Here is an 18057-nt window from a genome sequence, read left to right as displayed (position 1 = left end):
CTGATTCAGGGAAGGGGAAATATATCTATTATTAGGGTAATCACTTACCAGTAGGGTATTTTTTACTTTGGTTAAGAAATCATGTTAAAACACTTTAATATTTCGACCTGGATGAATATCCTGCTGGGTATGTTCATCTTATTTCTCGTGTTGGTATCCGGTTTGAGTTATGTGAACTCAAATAACGCATCAAGGAATTTTGACAGAGCCATCTTATCTCTGGATAAGAATGAATCTCTGATGATGGCGGCTATCTATACGCTTGACAGTTTCAGCGGAATTAATTCGCTGATGATGCACAATATTACCAAACAAGAAATTACTCAGGATGAAATAGATACTTATCGTGATGTGTTAAATAAATCACGTAAGCTAATCAGCCAGTTTATGGATAAGCCGTTCACCACCCAGGAAGAACATAACCGGGCGCTGGTTGTCAAAAAAAGCTTTGAGGATGCTCTGGACAGAGAAACCAATAAAATGGGATTCATCACGCATCCGGAAGATTATCCAGGCAATATCGTTGCTGACGATATGGACGTGCAACATGCATTACGCACTAGTATTGACGCTTATCTGGACGAAGCCGCTCGTGTTACCAACAAATTTAATGTCGAGTCAGACATAGAAACGCAAAGAATAACCACCATCTCGGTGATTACGCTATTGCTGGGCTTTGTAATATTTTTAGTTTCGCGGATCTGGTTGAAACGCAATCTTTTTCAACGACTTGAGATGGCAAAAGAGGCGTTCAGGGCAATAGCCAGCGGCGACCTGAGCCATCAGACAAAAATTGGTAATCTGAATGAAATCGGCTTAATGCTGGCTGAAGTTGAAAAAATGCGTTTGTCGCTGACGGAAACGGTTAATGGCATCCGTGGCGGCGTGAAGCAGATTTACCATAATGTTCATGAAATTGCTAGTAGCAACAATGACTTGTCATCACGCACGGAAGAACAGGCTTCTGCACTGCAGCAAACTGCTGCCAGTATGGAAGAGCTAAAAATCACCGTTCGTCAGAACGCCGATAACGCCCACAGCGCCAGACAACTTGCAGAAAGCGCCAGCATTAGCGCACGCAACGGCGGTGATGTGATGAGTAATCTTGACGGAATTATGCGTGAAATATCAGACAGTTCCCGCCAGATTGCAGATATCAACGGCGTTATCGACAGCATTGCTAATCAGACCAATATTCTGGCGTTGAACGCGGCAGTAGAAGCGGCGCGTGCAGGTGAACAGGGGCGCGGGTTTGCCGTTGTTGCCGGTGAAGTTCGCAACCTGGCTAAACGTAGCGCAGATGCAGCAAAAGAGATTCGTTTGCTGATTAATACTTGTGTCGCCAACATGAATACCGGTTCTCAGGAGATGGTTGTCGCCGGGGAATCGATGAAGGAGATCGTCAAATCTGTCATTCAGGTTACTGATATCATGGCAGAAATTACCTCAGCTTCTGATGAGCAAAGTATCGGCATAAGCCAGATTGCGCAGGCAATCAATGAAATGGATCTGGTTACGCAACAAAATGCTGCGATGGTAGAGCAGGCCGCTAAAACCACCAGTGATGTCGAAACGAATGCCGGGGAATTGGATAATATGGTTTCTTCTTTTGTTGTCGAAGAAGAAAAAGATAAACGTTCCTGGAATGTTAAAAAACAAACCAGAAAACATGTATTACCTGATGTATCGAAAAAAACACCAATTCAGTCAGATGATGAGTGGGAATCATTCTAAATTAAAATAATAGTAAGATACATATCAGGATAATTATTAGGTATATAAAAGATGAATTTACCTTTGATTATTGAAGTCCTGATATGTTTCACTTTAATCGCTTTTATCAGGCTATGTGATTACCCGGGAATGCCGAATAATAAGCCTTCATTGTAATAATACGGAATATGGTAAAGTGAAGGGGTTATATAATCTGGCTGTAACATATAATAAGAGTGATTTATGGGCGCAATTTGGCGGATTGGTCCGCCACGAAGCCCTTAAATTGCAAGCTCGACTCCCTGCCGGGGTTGAACTGGATGACCTGATGCAGGCTGGTGCAATAGCAGTGATGAACGCAGTCGATCAGTTTGATCCCAGTATGGGGGTGAAACTGAAAGTTTTTCTGGCGCAGCGTGTTCGCTGGGCATTCATTGATGAACTGCGTGAAAATGACTGGGCGCCGCGCCGCATAAGGCGAAAATCGCGTGAAGTTAGCGCAGCGATAGCTCGCGTGGAACAGCGAACCGGCAATGCAGCGACAGAACAAGAAGTCGCAGCGGAACTGGAAATGTCGCTGCAGGATTACCAGACTGTTTTACAGGAAACAAACTCAAGCCTGATATGTTCGCTTGATGAGCTGATGGAAGATGGGGTTGAAGGGTTCGAACTTTCTGAATTTCAAACTGATGAGGAAAATCCTTTAAACGATATTCTGCGTAAAGATCTTATGCAGAAAATTAGTGAAGAAATTCAGCAGTTACCCGAGCGAGAGCAGTTTCTATTAAATCTGTATTATCAGCAGGATCTTAATATGAAAGAGATTGGCCTCTTGTTATCTGTGACAGAAACACGCATCAGCCAATTACACAGTCAGACAATCAAAAGATTAAGAGCAAGGCTTGAAATGCATGCAGATATTAATCTGCAATAACTTGATGTCCTGAGGTTGGTCATTCAGTTACAGATATTATTATCTAATATGTGATTGTCGTACCTCCTGTACAGATATGCAACCATGAGCATTCGCCTTCGTGATTTTATTATCACGATAGAGATTTCTCTTTGTCGTTGTTTACGCTGCCGTCGGGATGTTCGGTAGTTTTTCATCGTAGTGAACATCTCTGTCAGCCTTTTTTATACCAGGCATGACCGATGGTAAGGAGCGAACATGCTTGTTTTATTAGGATATTTTGTAGTTTTTGTGACTGTGTTTGGTGGTTATGTCCTCGCCGGAGGATATCTGATGTCATTATATCAGCCAACCGAATTTTTGATTATCGCTGGCGCAGGTCTGGGTGCATTTATCGTTGGTAATAATGGCAAGGCTATTCGTTCAACTATAAAAACATTTCCTGTCTTATTCCGGGCTAAGGCACTTTACTCAAAAGAAATGTACATGGATTTACTGGCCATGATGTTTTTACTGCTAAGTAAAGGACGTCAAAAAGGGCTAATGTCACTGGAAAATGATATTGAAGATCCTGAAAGCAGTGATATTTTTTCTTCTTATCCCCGCTTATTGAAAGATAAAAGCGTGATGAATTTTATGGTTGATTACCTGCGACTGATGATCAGTGGCAGTATGAACGCCTTTGAAATGGAATCTTTAATGGATGAGGAAATTGAAACCTGCGAAATGGAATATGAAACAACGGTTCACAGTTTGCAGACTGCAGGTGATGCTTTACCGGCATTCGGTATTGTGGCGGCCGTTATGGGGGTCGTAAACGCCCTTAGCGCAGTAGATAAACCCGCCGCTGAACTTGGTGCTTTGATAGCCCATGCGATGGTGGGAACCTTTTTAGGGATCCTACTGGCCTATGGTTTGGTGCTTCCGCTGGCGTCTCTGTTACGGCAGAAAAGTGCCGAGCAAATAAAAATGCTTCAGTGTATTAAAACTACGTTGCTGTCATGTATTCATGGTTCTGCGCCGCAAATTGCGGTTGAGTTCGGTCGAAAAACCCTCTTTACCAGCGAACGTCCGGGCTTTGCCGAGCTTGAGGAACATGTTCGCCAGGCGAAATATTCGGCCAATAATTCTTCCACAGGTGAGGCCCCATGAAGAACAACGGGACCGGCAACATTGTTGTTGTAAGACGCTCAGGTAATAAAAAAGAAGGTTTACATGGTGGTTCGTGGAAAATTGCTTATGCCGATTTTATGACTGCCATGATGTCCTTTTTTTTGGTTATGTGGCTGGTTTCTTCCTCCACGCCAGAGCAGCGTCATCAGCTTGCAGAGTATTTCAAAATCCCCATCGGCGTACCTATGGCCGAACATGGCGACAAAGATACTCAGAGCCAAAGTATTATTCCCGGCGGTGGCGAGGATGTTGTTCATCAGAATGGGGAAGTTCAGAAAACTGTTTTGCAAAAGCAGGAAGATCATTTCTATTCGGGAAATAAAACGCTGAAGCATGCAGAGTCAAAGCTGCACGACATCATGAAGACGGATGCCCGTCTGAACAAATTCCGTTCAAATTTACGTTTATCGTTGACCCCGAATGGACTGTTGATACAGATAACGGACAGCCAGGAACGCCCGATGTTTAAAGTTGGTAGCTGGACACCGGAAACCTATATGGTCGGAATTCTGGAGGCATTAGTGCCTGTTTTGAACCAATTACCGAATCACATAATGGTAACCGGACATACTGATTCGTTGCCTTATGCCGGCGGCGACGCAGGCTATAGCAACTGGGAACTTTCCGTTGATCGTGCTAACGCGGCGAGAAGAATACTTATTAATCATGGTCTGGAAGTTGGCAAATTCTTACAGGTTATCGGTGATGCTGACAGTATGAATCAGACCGGTACAGCGAAAGACGATCCCGTCAACCGTCGTATCAGTATCCTCGTGCTGAGTGAAGAGAAAGAACAAGAAATTATGAACGAGGATAAGTTGCTTAACAGTGATGTGACAGAACAAAAACTCTCTGCGCCATCCAGCACACTTGGCACCGCTAACCCGCCGTTACACCCCGCGTCCGAAATTCCTGTTCAGGAGAAGACGAAATAAGATGGATATCAGCGATTTTTATCAGACTTTCTTTGATGAAGCCGATGAGCTATTGGCAGATATGGAAGGGCATTTGCTTGAGCTTAATCCGCGAACGCCTGATAAGGAAAGCCTGAACGCTATCTTCCGAGCCGCTCATTCGATTAAAGGCGGCGCGGGGACATTTGGTTTTACCATATTGCAGGAAACAACGCATATTCTGGAAAATATTCTGGATGATGCCCGCAGCGGAAAACTCCAGCTCAATGAAGGCATCATTAATCTTTTTTTAGAAAGTAAGGATATTATGCAGGATCAACTTGATGCATATAAATCTTCCCGCTCGCCGGATGAGGACAGCTACCGGTATATTTGCGAGGCACTGAGACAGATGGCCCTGGAATCCAGGGAGGGCACTGTTAATAACAACACTCAGTCCGAGCCGATAAAAGAAAGTAAAAAAGATACAGGAACGGGAGAAGATATTTTAAAGATTACCCTCAGGGATCTGGGAGAAAAGGATTTCGAACCTCTTGTTGAGGAACTTAAAAATCTTGGCGAGTTGCAGGATCTTAAAATTGAGAAAAGCAGCCTGCAGGCTCGTATGTTTACCACTACCGCTGCGGATGATATTCTGGCGGTATTATGTTTTATTCTGGAACCAGAACAAATCACAATTGATGTTTGTGATGACGATTTTGTAGAAAATACCTGTCCGGATACAGGCGGTGTTGCGGGAGAAACAAACGATAGTGGATTTTCTGCAACAGCCAGTTCCCCGACTGGCGCTGCGCCAGCAAGAAAACTGCGTGGTGCCAGCGAATCCCGTAAACAAGGTACTGAATCCGGTAGTATTCGTGTCGCCGTAGAAAAAGTAGATCAGATAATTAACCAGGTCGGTGAACTTATTATCACCCAGACCATGCTTACACAGTTATCTGCGGGGCTGGATCCTGCTCAGTACGATTCGCTGATTAACAGTATTGCGCAACTCGAACGTAATGCACGGGATTTGCAGGCATCGGTGATGTCGATCCGTATGATGCCGATGGAATATGTCTTCAGCCGTTTTCCGCGTTTAGTTCATGATCTTGCTAATAAATTAAATAAACAGGTAGAACTGACGCTGTGGGGCGGTTCTGCTGAACTGGATAAAAGTTTAATCGAACGCATTATCGACCCTCTTACACATCTGGTACGTAATAGTCTGGATCACGGTATTGAGCCGATTGATGTCAGGCTCGCTAATGGTAAACCTGCTACCGGTAGCCTGACGCTATCGGCAGAGCACCACGGCGGTAATATTGTTATCGAAGTCGTGGATGATGGCGCCGGCCTCAACAGAGAAAAAATCCTTAATCGCGCTCATGCGCAGGGCGTCGCTATTAGTGATAACCCCAGCGATGAAGAAGTCTGGATGCTCATTTTTGCAGCGGGTTTCTCCACCGCAGAGAAAGTTACCGATGTCTCCGGTCGTGGTGTTGGTATGGATGTCGTGAAACGAAACATTCAGGATATGGGCGGCCATGTGACAATCCATTCAGAGCAGGGGCGTGGAACCACTATCCGGATAATATTACCTCTGACGCTGGCAATTCTGGACGGTATGTCTGTACGCGTTGGGTCAGAAATTTATGTTCTTCCGCTTGGCGCAGTGATGGAATCGCTGATGTTACTGGAAATGCCGTTAAACAGAATGTCCGGCGGTGAGCTGGTATTGAAAGTCAGAGAGGAATATCTGGCCCTCATAGAGCTGAATAATCTTTTCGGTATCCAGAGTGATTTACAGAGTGTAAATGAAGGTATTGCGGTCGTCGTGCAAAGTGCTGGCGTTCGTTATGCGCTACTGGTTGATCAACTGATTGGTCAGCATCAGGTTGTCGTCAAAAATCTCGAACAAAACTATCGTAAGGTGCCGGGAATTGCTGCTGCCACTATTCTGGGGGACGGCAGCGTAGCTATGATCCTGGATGTTGCTGCGCTTTATTCCAGAACAGCAATGACGCCTGCAATAGTGGATTCCGGCAAGGTTCTCAATTAAGGAATACATTATGAAACTCACAGATAACGATAAGCAGTCGGCAAAAGAAAATGTCGGTAATGAATATTTAATTTTTACTCTTGGACAAGAAGAGTATGGGATCGAGATATTAAAGGTTCAGGAAATTCGCGGCTATGAACGTGTTACACGCATTGCGAATACCCCTGATTTTATTGCCGGTGTGACAAACCTTCGCGGCGTTATTGTACCTGTAGTTGACTTTCGCGTTAAATTTCATCTCGACACTGTCGCATTTGATGAAAACACAGTCGTTATCGTGTTAAGTTTTTCTAATAAAATAGTTGGGATAGTGGTCGATGGTGTCTCTGATGTGCTCTCCTTGTCACCCGAACAAATTCGCCCGGCACCTGATTTTAGTGGCGCAAAATTAGCTACGGATTACTTGCTTGGCTTAGGTACGCTTGATTCCAGAATGCTTATTCTCGTAGATATTGAAAAATTGCTTAACAGTGAAGAAATGCAATTGGTTGAGCGTACAGCAGAAATATCAGTTGACTAAAATGTTGCTTTAGTAATTTTCATGCTTACAGGTCAGGTGAATAATGATTTTTTCATCAAAAATCAGCGAGAAGCTCAGGTTCTTACCTGACTCATTATCTCTAAAAACAACTTTTATTATTGCCGTTTCTTTTGTTGTTTTGCTCTTCACTATGTCAAATATTATAACATTATATCATTTTATTGAGATTAAGAATAACGTTTTCAGGCTAACGACAGGTTTAGATCAGATCAATAAATTGTCAAAGACACGGCAAGCGCTTGAACTTGTCTTTGAAGAATGGGATTACCGTGACAATAGTAAATCCATGCATAACATGGAATCTGCTAAAAATTATTTCCATGAGTATCTGAATGTAATTTCTGATGATGCTAAAGTTGGTTCGAAATCCACTCAGGCAGTCAGTAATGCTTTTGCAAATGTTGAAAAGGCGTTTAGTTCGGGTCGACTGAGTGAAGTGCAAAAAGAGGTCGATAATTTTGTTATTCAGGAAAATGCTCTGGATGATTATGTCTATAAATATGATGAGCCTGAAGCTAAGGATATTATTAACTGTCTGTTAACTGACTCTTATTATGTTAGTATATTCTCTTTCGGTTTTTGGATAATATTATCGGTTGTTGGCTGGCTATGGTTAAAAAATAAAGTATTCTCACGATTTGAATACATTAAAGAATGCTTTTCTTTAATTTCTAATGGCGAACTTAACCATACCTTAGACATCGGTCAGAAAAACGAAATTGGCGAAGTTATTGAGCAACTGGATACTATGCGGCTCAATTTAAGCGAAATCCTTACAACGTTTAAAAGTTCAATTGAATTAATCAGTGACAGTACTGATGAAATGGCGCATGGCAACAGCGACCTGTCAACTCGTACAGAGGAGCAGGCGGGGGCATTACAGCTTACGGCTGCCAATATGGAAGAGATTAGTACGACAGTCGCGCATAATGCTGACAACGCAAAAAAAGCGAATGAATTTGCCAGCGCGGCAAATACGACGGCACAGGAAGGGCTGACGGCGGCGCAGGCGGTTACGGAAACCATCCGTACTATTGAGCAAAGTGTTAAAAAGATATCGGAAATTAACAAAGTTGTGGATGACATCGCTCGCCAGACATATATCCTGGCGCTTAATGCTGCTGTTGAAGCGGCAAGAGCCGGAGATCATGGACGTGGATTTGCTGTCGTTGCCAGTGAAGTACGGCATCTGGCTCAAAACAGCGCCAGTGCGGCAAAAGAAATCAATGAATTGATAACCACAGCCGTTGAACATGTTAATACAGGCAATGCGCTGGCTTCCAATGCGGGTAAGACGATTAATGAAATGGTAGATGCCATTTATGATGTCAACAGCATTATGAATGATATCTCACAGGCGTCTGAAGAGCAGAGCAAGGGAATTCAGCAGGTTGCGTATGCACTGACTGAAATGGATAGCGTGACGCAGCGTAATAGCATATTGGTCGGCGAATCGGAAACCATCGCACTGAGTCTGCATGATCAGGTCAGACAATTACAGGAAATGATCGCCTTCTTTAAATTACCGATTAATGATCTTTGATTATCCCCGATGCACATCAGATATAGCACCCTACCAGGGTGTTATATCTGCCATCGTTGTCGATAACTACGATTACTATTCCTGTTTTTCTCGTTACTACTCCTGGTTTGGACTGGTTAATTTTTAGTAGTAGGCTTAATCTATTTATATAGGATTAATATAAATGCCTTTATATTAGCCAGGGTAAACACCTGAGTTAATCTCATTAAATATCTTAAGTTGGTTTATTTTTGCTACAGATTTAACTTATTTTATGGTTAATAATATGGAAACAGATGCAACAATTGAAGAGGGTGTTAATATCTGCATATAACAAGCCGTTTTTTGGAGCTAATTTTATGCAGCAACCTGTCGTTCGAGTGGGCGAATGGTTAGTCAGTCCCGATGTTAATCAAATCAGCTGCAACGGGCGGCGGACAACACTCGAACCGCGATTAATCGATCTTCTGGTTTTTCTTGCTCATCACCCCGGAGAGGTGCTTACGCGCGATGAGTTGATTGACCATGTGTGGAAGCGTAATATCGTTACCAGCCACGTTGTAACACAATCTATTTCTGAATTACGCAAGTCATTAAAAAATGGCGATGATGATGAAAATAATGAATATATCGTTACTATCCCCAAGCGTGGATATAAACTCACCGCGCCGGTAATATGGTGTGCTGAAGAAATGGAATTGACGCCTGAACAATCCGATATTATGTCTGATACTCCGCCACCGACCAATGCCCCCACCATTACCGCACCTCAATTAACGGATAATCAGCCGCGTAAATATCATCATTTCCGTGTTGTTATCGTTTGGGCTATATTTTTACTAGCCGTGCTCAGTTGTGTATTTATGGTTGCAAAAACAGCAATTAAATCTAATTTAACGACGACCAATACTCAGCTTCTGCTGAATCCACTTGATATTGATATACACCTCGTTAATGGAAATGCATGTAATAACTGGAATTTACAGCTTTTTTATGCCGTTGGCTTAGGAAGCCTGGTGACATCCACGCTTAACACATTTTCTAATTATATGGTGCATGACAAAATAAACTACAGTGGCCATGTTTCGGGAAATTCAGGGAAAACGTTAACGCTGGAGTTTCTCAATCAACGTCACTATCGCGCACAGCAATGTTTTATGTCTGTCCGCCTGGTCGATCATGCGAACGGCGAGGTTATGCTGGATAAACGTTACTTCATTACGGGGTCTAATGAGGTTGCGATCCAGAATGATTTACTGAGCAATTTATCATCGGCGCTCTCGCTATCCTGGTCAGACAAAATGACGGAAATGATGAACCATTATCAACCCATTAAAAGTCAGTCTCTGGCACATTTTTTTGAAGCACATCAGTTGTTAATGCAGGGGGATGCTGCATCGCTAAACAAAGCCAGTGAAATCCTCGAAGACGTGGCGAAACAGTCCCCGGAATTTACCTATGTTAATGCTGAAAAAGCATTGATCGATATTTTTCGCCATACGCAGCAGTTGCTTGATGACAAACAGCTTAAAACGTTATATGCCTCGATGGAGAAAATTCGTAACAGCCCAGGGATCAAGGATTCAGCGATTTACTATCAGATTAAAACTGTCGATTTGTTAGATCGTGGCAACGTGGAGGAGGCGTATCAGGCAATTAATCTTGGTATCCGAAATGAGCTCTCCTGGCTAAACTATATCCTGCTGGGAAAAGTCTACGAAATGAAAGGCGAAAACCGTCTTGCTGCTGATGCCTATATTACCGCATTTAATTTGCGTCCTGGTGAAAACACGCTGTACTGGATTAAAAACGGAATATTCCAGACATCACTAAACCGCATCGTACCCTACCTTGAAAATTATTCTTCAGCAGAATAAATGAAGCCTTATCATATTTTTTCTTAAATAATATGATAAGGCGTTTTTTTCATGTCATCAGTCACCGTATTTATATTTTACGTAATCCATCATAAGTCAGATGAACTACGGTTTTATTCTTAAGAAAGTTACTTTAATTTGTTGATATTCAACAAGATTTATCTTTTCATGATAACCGTAGATAATCCAGATAACCTTTATGGTTCTCTAAAAAACATCATTTATATATCGTTTATTGTTTATTCATTTTATCTTTAGGACTTCATTCTCCTGAATTAGTACTCTTTTCTGTAGTCGGCCAGTCTGCAGCGTTGTTTACATGTTGACTAGTGCCTTGAATATTAAATCCAGGAGATTGAAAATATGAGTTCTGCCAAACAGATCGGGCTATTTGCCTGTACTGGCGTGGTAGCCGGTAATATGATGGGCAGCGGGATTGCATTATTACCCGCGAATCTTGCCAGCATTGGTGGTATTGCAATCTGGGGATGGATTATCTCTATTATTGGCGCGATGTCGCTGGCCTATGTTTATGCCCGCCTGGCGACCAAAAACCCGCAACAAGGTGGTCCAATTGCTTATGCGGGGGAAATATCTCCGGCATTCGGTTTCCAGACCGGTGTTCTTTATTACCATGCGAACTGGATCGGTAACCTTGCTATTGGTATTACCGCAGTCTCTTATCTTTCTACTTTCTTCCCTGTATTAAATAGCCCAATTCCAGCCGGCATTGCCTGTATTGCTATCGTCTGGATCTTTACGTTCGTCAACATGCTTGGCGGTACCTGGGTGAGTCGTTTGACGACGATTGGCCTGATACTGGTACTGATTCCTGTCGCGCTGACTGCTGTTATTGGCTGGCACTGGTTTGATCTGGCGACTTACCAGGCGAACTGGAACACCTCCGGTACGACTGACAGCCGCGCTGTGATTAACAGTATTCTGCTCTGCCTGTGGGCTTTCGTTGGCGTTGAATCTGCTGCGGTGAGCAGCGGCATGGTGAAGAATCCAAAACGCACCGTTCCGCTGGCAACCATGCTTGGCACGGCAATGGCCGGTATTGTTTATATTGCCGCAACCCAGGTGCTTTCCGGGATGTTCCCTGCCGACCGTATGGCTGCTTCTGGTGCTCCGTTCGCCGTTAGCGCCGCGACGATGTTTGGCGGCTGGGCCGCACCGGTGGTTTCTGCTTTTACCGCTTTCGCCTGTCTGACTTCCCTCGGTTCCTGGATGATGCTGGTTGGCCAGGCGGGTGTCCGTGCGGCAAACGACGGCAACTTCCCGAAAGTTTATGGTGATGTTGACAGTAATAACATCCCTAAAAAAGGCCTGCTGCTTGCAGCGGTGAAAATGACAGCCCTGATGGTGTTGATCACGGTGATGAACTCTACCGGTGGTAAAGCTTCTGACCTGTTTGGTGTGCTAACCGGGATCGCCGTGCTGTTAACCATGCTTCCTTACTTCTACTCCTGTGTTGATCTGATTCGTTTCGAAGGCGTCAACCTGCGTAACAGCGCCAGCCTGGTTTGTTCAGTGCTGGGTTGTGTCTTCTGCTTCATCGCTCTGTCAGGCGCCACGTCCTTCGAGCTGACCGGGACATTTATCGTCAGCCTGATAATCCTGATGTTTTACGGTCGTAAATTGCACCAGCGCGAACATGCTGCTGACGACGTTAGCAGCGTAGACACCCACTAATTCCCTTCGTTTCTCTGCGTTCCTCTCGTTCTCCCACAACGAGACGGGAGGAGCCAGCTCTATCAGGAGATATAAATATGAACGTTATCGCGATAATGAATCAGATGGGTGTTTACTTTAAAGAAGAGCCTATCCGTGAATTGCATTGCGCCCTTGAAAAACGGGGCTTCCACGTTGTCTATCCAAACGACCGCGAAGATCTGCTGAAGCTGATTGAAAATAATGCTCAACTTTGCGGCGTGATCTTCGACTGGGATAAGTACAATCTTGCTCTGTGCGAAGAAATCAGCGCCATGAATGAGTACATGCCACTGTATGCGTTTGCAAATACTCACTCTACCCTGGATGTCAGCCTTAACGAGCTGCGTATGCAGGTGCGTTTCTTCGAATACGCGCTGGGCGCGGCAGAAGATATCGCCTTAAAAATCAAGCAAAATACTGACGAATATATCGATACCATTCTGCCGCCACTGACCAAAGCCCTGTTCAAATATGTTCGTGAAGGTAAGTACACATTCTGTACCCCTGGTCATATGAGCGGTACGGCATTCCTGAAAAGCCCTGTCGGTAGCATTTTCTATGACTTCTTTGGTGCAAACACCATGAAATCAGACATCTCCATCTCGGTATCTGAGCTGGGATCTCTGCTGGATCACTCTGGTCCGCACAAAGAAGCGGAAGAGTATATTGCTCGCGTGTTCAACGCTGAACGCAGCTATATGGTCACCAACGGTACGTCAACCGCTAACAAAATCGTCGGTATGTATTCCGCTCCGGCGGGCAGCACTGTGCTGATTGACCGTAACTGCCACAAATCGCTGACCCATCTGATGATGATGAGCGATATTACGCCGATCTACTTCCGCCCGACCCGTAATGCTTACGGTATTTTAGGCGGTATTCCGCAGAGCGAATTTCAGCATGAAACCATCGCCAAACGCGTGCAAGAAACTCCGAATGCCACCTGGCCTGTACATGCTGTTATTACCAACTCGACTTATGACGGCCTGCTGTACAACACCGACTACATCAAGAAAACGCTGGACGTAAAATCCATCCACTTTGATTCCGCCTGGGTGCCTTACACCAATTTCTCGCCAATTTACAAAGGTAAATGCGGGATGAGCGGTGGTCGTGTTGAAGGTAAAGTGATTTACGAAACTCAGTCTACGCATAAATTGCTCGCAGCGTTTTCTCAGGCATCCATGATCCATGTGAAAGGGGATGTCAACGAAGAGACGTTCAGCGAAGCCTATATGATGCACACCACGACTTCACCGCACTACGGTATTGTCGCATCGACTGAAACGGCTGCGGCAATGATGAAAGGTAATGCCGGTAAGCGTCTGATTGATGGCTCTATTAATCGTGCAATCAGGTTCCGTAAAGAGATTAAACGCTTAAAAGGTGAATCAGAAGGTTGGTTCTTTGATGTCTGGCAGCCAGAGCAGATTGACCAGGTTGAATGCTGGCCGCTCAATTCTGACAACGGCTGGCATGGTTTCCAGAACATTGACAACGAGCATATGTATCTGGACCCGATCAAAGTCACTCTGCTGACGCCGGGTATGACGAAAGACGGCACGATGGACGATTTCGGTATTCCAGCGAGCATTGTGGCGAAATACCTTGATGAGCATGGCATTATCGTTGAGAAAACCGGTCCTTATAACCTGCTCTTCCTCTTCAGCATTGGTATCGATAAAACCAAAGCTCTGAGCCTGTTGCGTGGTCTGACCGAGTTCAAACGCGCCTTTGATTTAAACCTGCGTGTGAAAAACATGCTGCCGTCACTGTATCAGGAAGATCCTGAATTCTATGAAGACATGCGTATTCAGGAACTGGCACAGAATATTCATAAACTGATTTCTCACCATAATTTGCCGGATCTGATGTATCGCGCGTTCGAAGTTCTGCCTGAAATGGTGGTAACGCCGTATCGTGCATTCCAGAAAGAACTGCATAGCGAAGTGGAAGAAGTTTATCTGGATGACATGGTCGGTCGCGTGAACGCCAATATGATCCTGCCGTATCCTCCGGGTGTACCGCTGGTGATGCCTGGCGAAATGATCACCGCTGAAAGCCGTCCGGTACTGGAGTTCCTGCAGATGCTGTGTGAAATTGGCGCGCATTATCCGGGCTTTGAAACCGATATTCATGGTGCGTATCGCCAGGCCGATGGCCGTTATACCGTGAAAGTACTTAAGTAATTAAAGTAGTAAATTGATATAACAGTTTATTTCCTTCTGTCTTATATCGATCTATTGGAAGGGGCCGGTGAATACATGCTGTCGTTCACCGGCTTTATTTTTTTCCGCTGCTCATTCCTCTTTAGCAATATTCTCAACATCTCCTGGCCGTTAAACTAAGGCCAAATCCTGATGGTTTTCTCTTACGCTGAGTGTCAGTATGTGATAGTGCGCATACTACAAAAAAGTTAATTTCGAGAAGAAAATTAAACATAATTAAGAAATAAGATAAAAACTTTCTTTTCACCCAGAAAAGTATTGTAGATAAATGTTGCTCTGTAAAATATATACCTGCTATTAACCAGCACAGAAAAAGGAGAAGCAAGATGGAAGGATATGAGATTATGTTCAGTAACCGAAAAATTAAGTTTAGTCATCAGGTATCGATCAGTTTGTTACTCGGCGTTATCGGTTTTTTTGTTGTCATCGCAGGAATAGTTCTGTTGTGGCACAATTATAATTCATAGGTAATGCCTGAGTATTTCGTTTCACCATCAGGTATTTGACTGCTGATATAGCTGATGTGAAGGGTAATTCATTTTCCTGCACGTCAGCTCGTTGAATTATCTGATGTTAACGGGATATTTTTTGTTGAAATTGTCAGCAATATCAGGTTATTACATGAAGTAAGCGCTTACATTTACATAAATCTGTAGGCCGGATAAGGCGTTTACGCCGCATCCGGCAAGAAACTACGTCGGGCTAAATAGCCATTACCGCGCACATTCATGATGTCCGCGCGAAAACACCTACTCAAGATGTCTGGCGAGTACGTCATTAATTGACTGCTCCAACTCGTCCATAACTTCTTTTGTCAGACGATTAAATTCAAAAGAGATTGTTCGGCCATTAACGCGTTTACGCGCGTATCGGTCTTTGTCATCAAAAGCCCACAGCGAAACGACCTTCGCTTTCTCTTTTTTAGGCAGCGAGATCAGCAAAGACGATTTTTTCTGAATAAGCTTCAGCAGCTTATTTTTAATCTCATCTTCCGCAAGGCCACCTTCGCTCAGAATAAGATCAATATCTTCTGAAATTTGTTCGATCAGCGTGCTCAGTTCGACATTTTTCTCGGCGAGACTTTCGTCTACCGCAGCCAGTAATTTGTAATCGGAAAAATGAAGCTCCGACTGCACTGGGAACAGTGAAACCAGCTCCTGCGGAACGGAGGCCGCCTGCATGGCGCGGGAGACTTTGGCCGGTGACAGTTTTTCCTGTGCGGCTATCTGTTTCTGATTCAGCCCTGATGCCTTAAGCGCCATCAGGCGTAACCCAACTTCACGCAGGTTATGTTCTTTCGCCGTCTGAATATCTGCCGCCAGTTTACGAGCCTCATCGGCAGACACCGTTGAAGTGGTGACCAGTACTTTCAGCGGGGTATGGCACAAAATTGCCGCCGCGCGTCTGCGGGAACCATCAATAATTTCCACACCATCTTCCCGCTCAATACCGATGCAAGGGAAAAACTGTTGCAGGCGGAGCGTGCGGGTAATGTCTTTCAGGGACTCGCTGGTCAGCGAGGTCTGATCGCGACCGTTTATCTCCTGAATGACATAGGTTCCTTTTTCGACCTCATTGGCCGGGATTGTGCGCAACGAAAAAGTAACATGACGCCCAGTGGAGAGAGTAAAGATTTGCTCCTGAGACGGTCCGCCATCATCCTCGTGCAGCGCAGGGGTTTTGAAGGTACGGCCTATGGTGACTCTCTTGGCGCTCATCATACAACTCCGTTGGTTCTGATAAATTCAATGCGGTCGAATACTGCCCGGGCGAAATCTTCAGCGGCGTGGCGGGCATTTTTCAACGCTTCGCTGCTGCCGATATAGGTGGCTGGGTTTGCCGAGACAACGGTGTCGAAGGACTCGCCGCAACGCTCAAAGCCATCCAGTCGCGGTAACGCGACATCGAGCATATCGCCGCCAAAAATCTCTTTTGCCAGGCTATGGCAAAGCTTATGGTCGGATTTATTTGACAGTTTTGACATGAAGCCGATATTGCCCCGTAGATTACACTTCATGCCGGATTCATTAATAATTTCAACCAGTTCAGGGAGTCTGGTTAAATATTTCAGCGTCGAGTGGAAATCGACCTGTGCAGGCGGAACCGGCGTTAACAGCAGATCGGCTGAGGCGATGGCATTTTTGAGAAACGCGTCAAGGTGTGGGCCGCTGTCGATAAAGATGAAATCGTAATCCTTGCGCAGTTTATCAATCACATTCTCTTTCAGCACAGCGTGAACATTTTGCCCCGGCAGGTGTTCGGCGCATAACTCATCCCAGCGTGAGGCGATAAACGCATCTTCAATTGAGGCTGGCAGTACATCTACGCCCGGCACAATGGAAGGCACGATAAATTCTGAGAGTAACTCCTCGCGCGACACATTTTGCAGCATGGCCTGTGCGGAGGTGGCTTCCACCATGCCAATGGCCCGGGTGTGGTTGAGGAACATGGTTGCCGAAGACTGCGGATCGAGATCAACCACCAGGATGCGTAAGTCTTCATAAAGCAGGTGAGGGTGGGTGCGTAGCGCATGGGCCAGAGAAACGGTAGAGACCGTTTTAGACACGCCACCTTTCAGGTTGCCGATGAAAACGGCGAATGCCGATGGATAGCGGTCGCGATATTTAGGAACGCCACGGTGATGGTAAATGTCGATAATGTTCTGAATCGACATGGCGTACTTGGTGGAGCTACCAGCGGGGCGCTTATCAAACACATAGCCGCTTTCTTCCATCTCGTTGACGGCGTAGTCCACGCTGGCGCGCGTGAGACGGGGCAGCCGGGCAAGCGCCGCCTTGGCATAGACCTGATAAAACTTGTTTTCCTGCAACTCTTCTTTCTGTGACTGAATTTGTTCGGTAAGAGAAAACAGCATTTTCTCTGAACGTTGCGCAACTTTTAACAGATGGACAGGCGTATCCATGATTTTCTGCCTTTATGCTGAAATGATGAATTTCGTCAAGAATGCTACATACAAGTGGCAAAGTAAACATTTCAGATGCAATAAGGTAAAAATAGCGGGTAGCGGCTCACTTATCTGTTGAGTTGTGAGCATCTTTGGGCGTTATTCGCCAGATCGGAGTGGGGCAGAAGGCCGGGTTATGTCGTGCTGATGACGTACATAAAGCGCCTGTCTGGATAATATCGTTGTTGTATTGCGTTCAACTTGATGGAACTCTGATAGCACTATTTTCAGTCAATACGCGTCAGGGCTATAGTCCAAAAACATCGGTAATATCAGGGTATTTTTGATAAAAAAAGCCTACGCAATAGATGTTGCTCAGGCTATTGGTGGTTGTTCAGATCCCACTACCGACAGAGGGGGCTGGATCTGCTACGTATGAAAGTGGAAGACGGTGATGTTATCCTGGTGAAGAAGCTAAAACGTCTTGGTCGTGGTGATCTCCTCCCTGAAAACA

At 44.9% G+C, this 18057-nt stretch carries 12 protein-coding genes; 10 read left to right on the top strand and 2 right to left on the bottom strand.

Annotated elements, in window-relative coordinates; genetic code table 11:
• Positions 1 to 81 precede the first annotated feature (81 nt).
• From FEK43_RS21265 to cadA, 10 genes are all read left to right on the top strand, one after another.
• Positions 82 to 1734, top strand: coding sequence for a methyl-accepting chemotaxis protein (locus FEK43_RS21265; RefSeq protein ID WP_130209527.1), 1653 nt, complete (start codon positions 82 to 84; stop codon positions 1732 to 1734).
• 175 nt (positions 1735 to 1909) lie between these two features.
• A complete protein-coding gene (locus tag FEK43_RS21260; protein ID WP_130209525.1) occupies positions 1910 to 2647 on the top strand; it encodes an RNA polymerase sigma factor FliA in 738 nt (245 codons plus the stop codon).
• Positions 2648 to 2884: 237 nt separating this feature from the next.
• Complete coding sequence (motA, locus tag FEK43_RS21255; protein WP_130209523.1) at positions 2885 to 3778, top strand: flagellar motor stator protein MotA; 894 nt, start codon at positions 2885 to 2887, stop codon at positions 3776 to 3778.
• On the top strand, positions 3775 to 4734 hold the full coding sequence (motB, locus tag FEK43_RS21250) for a flagellar motor protein MotB (protein WP_130236380.1): 960 nt from the start codon (positions 3775 to 3777) through the stop codon (positions 4732 to 4734). The genes motA and motB overlap by 4 nt, the downstream gene beginning before the upstream one ends.
• Position 4735: 1 nt before the next feature.
• Positions 4736 to 6754, top strand: a complete 2019-nt coding sequence (gene cheA / locus FEK43_RS21245) for a chemotaxis protein CheA (protein WP_130209519.1) — start codon at positions 4736 to 4738, stop codon at positions 6752 to 6754.
• Positions 6755 to 6764: 10 nt separating this feature from the next.
• Positions 6765 to 7274 (top strand): chemotaxis protein CheW, encoded by a 510-nt coding sequence (locus FEK43_RS21240; RefSeq protein WP_130209517.1) that lies wholly within the window; start codon positions 6765 to 6767, stop codon positions 7272 to 7274.
• Between the two features lie 43 nt (positions 7275 to 7317).
• A complete protein-coding gene (locus FEK43_RS21235) occupies positions 7318 to 8838 on the top strand; it encodes a methyl-accepting chemotaxis protein (RefSeq protein WP_130236379.1) in 1521 nt (506 codons plus the stop codon).
• A gap of 338 nt (positions 8839 to 9176) precedes the next feature.
• A complete protein-coding gene (cadC, locus tag FEK43_RS21230) occupies positions 9177 to 10694 on the top strand; it encodes a lysine decarboxylation/transport transcriptional activator CadC (RefSeq protein WP_130236390.1) in 1518 nt (505 codons plus the stop codon).
• 363 nt (positions 10695 to 11057) lie between these two features.
• Positions 11058 to 12389, top strand: coding sequence for a cadaverine/lysine antiporter (gene cadB, locus FEK43_RS21225; protein ID WP_130236378.1), 1332 nt, complete (start codon positions 11058 to 11060; stop codon positions 12387 to 12389).
• Positions 12390 to 12466: 77 nt separating this feature from the next.
• Positions 12467 to 14599 (top strand): lysine decarboxylase CadA, encoded by a 2133-nt coding sequence (gene cadA / locus FEK43_RS21220; protein ID WP_130209511.1) that lies wholly within the window; start codon positions 12467 to 12469, stop codon positions 14597 to 14599.
• A gap of 788 nt (positions 14600 to 15387) precedes the next feature.
• On the opposite strand, the gene FEK43_RS21215 is transcribed toward cadA, so the two are convergent.
• Both FEK43_RS21215 and FEK43_RS21210 read right to left on the bottom strand, forming a co-directional pair.
• Positions 15388 to 16359 (bottom strand): ParB family protein, encoded by a 972-nt coding sequence (locus FEK43_RS21215; RefSeq protein ID WP_240725565.1) that lies wholly within the window; start codon positions 16357 to 16359, stop codon positions 15388 to 15390.
• Complete coding sequence (locus tag FEK43_RS21210; protein ID WP_130236377.1) at positions 16356 to 17561, bottom strand: AAA family ATPase; 1206 nt, start codon at positions 17559 to 17561, stop codon at positions 16356 to 16358. The genes FEK43_RS21215 and FEK43_RS21210 overlap by 4 nt, the downstream gene beginning before the upstream one ends.
• Positions 17562 to 18057 lie beyond the last annotated feature (496 nt).

Origin of the sequence: Escherichia sp. E2562, assembly GCF_005781075.1 — a bacterium.
Taxonomy (GTDB): Bacteria; Pseudomonadota; Gammaproteobacteria; order Enterobacterales; family Enterobacteriaceae; genus Escherichia.
The sequence above is the reverse complement of the archived record's forward strand: the minus strand, read 5'-3'. Positions and strand labels throughout refer to the sequence as shown.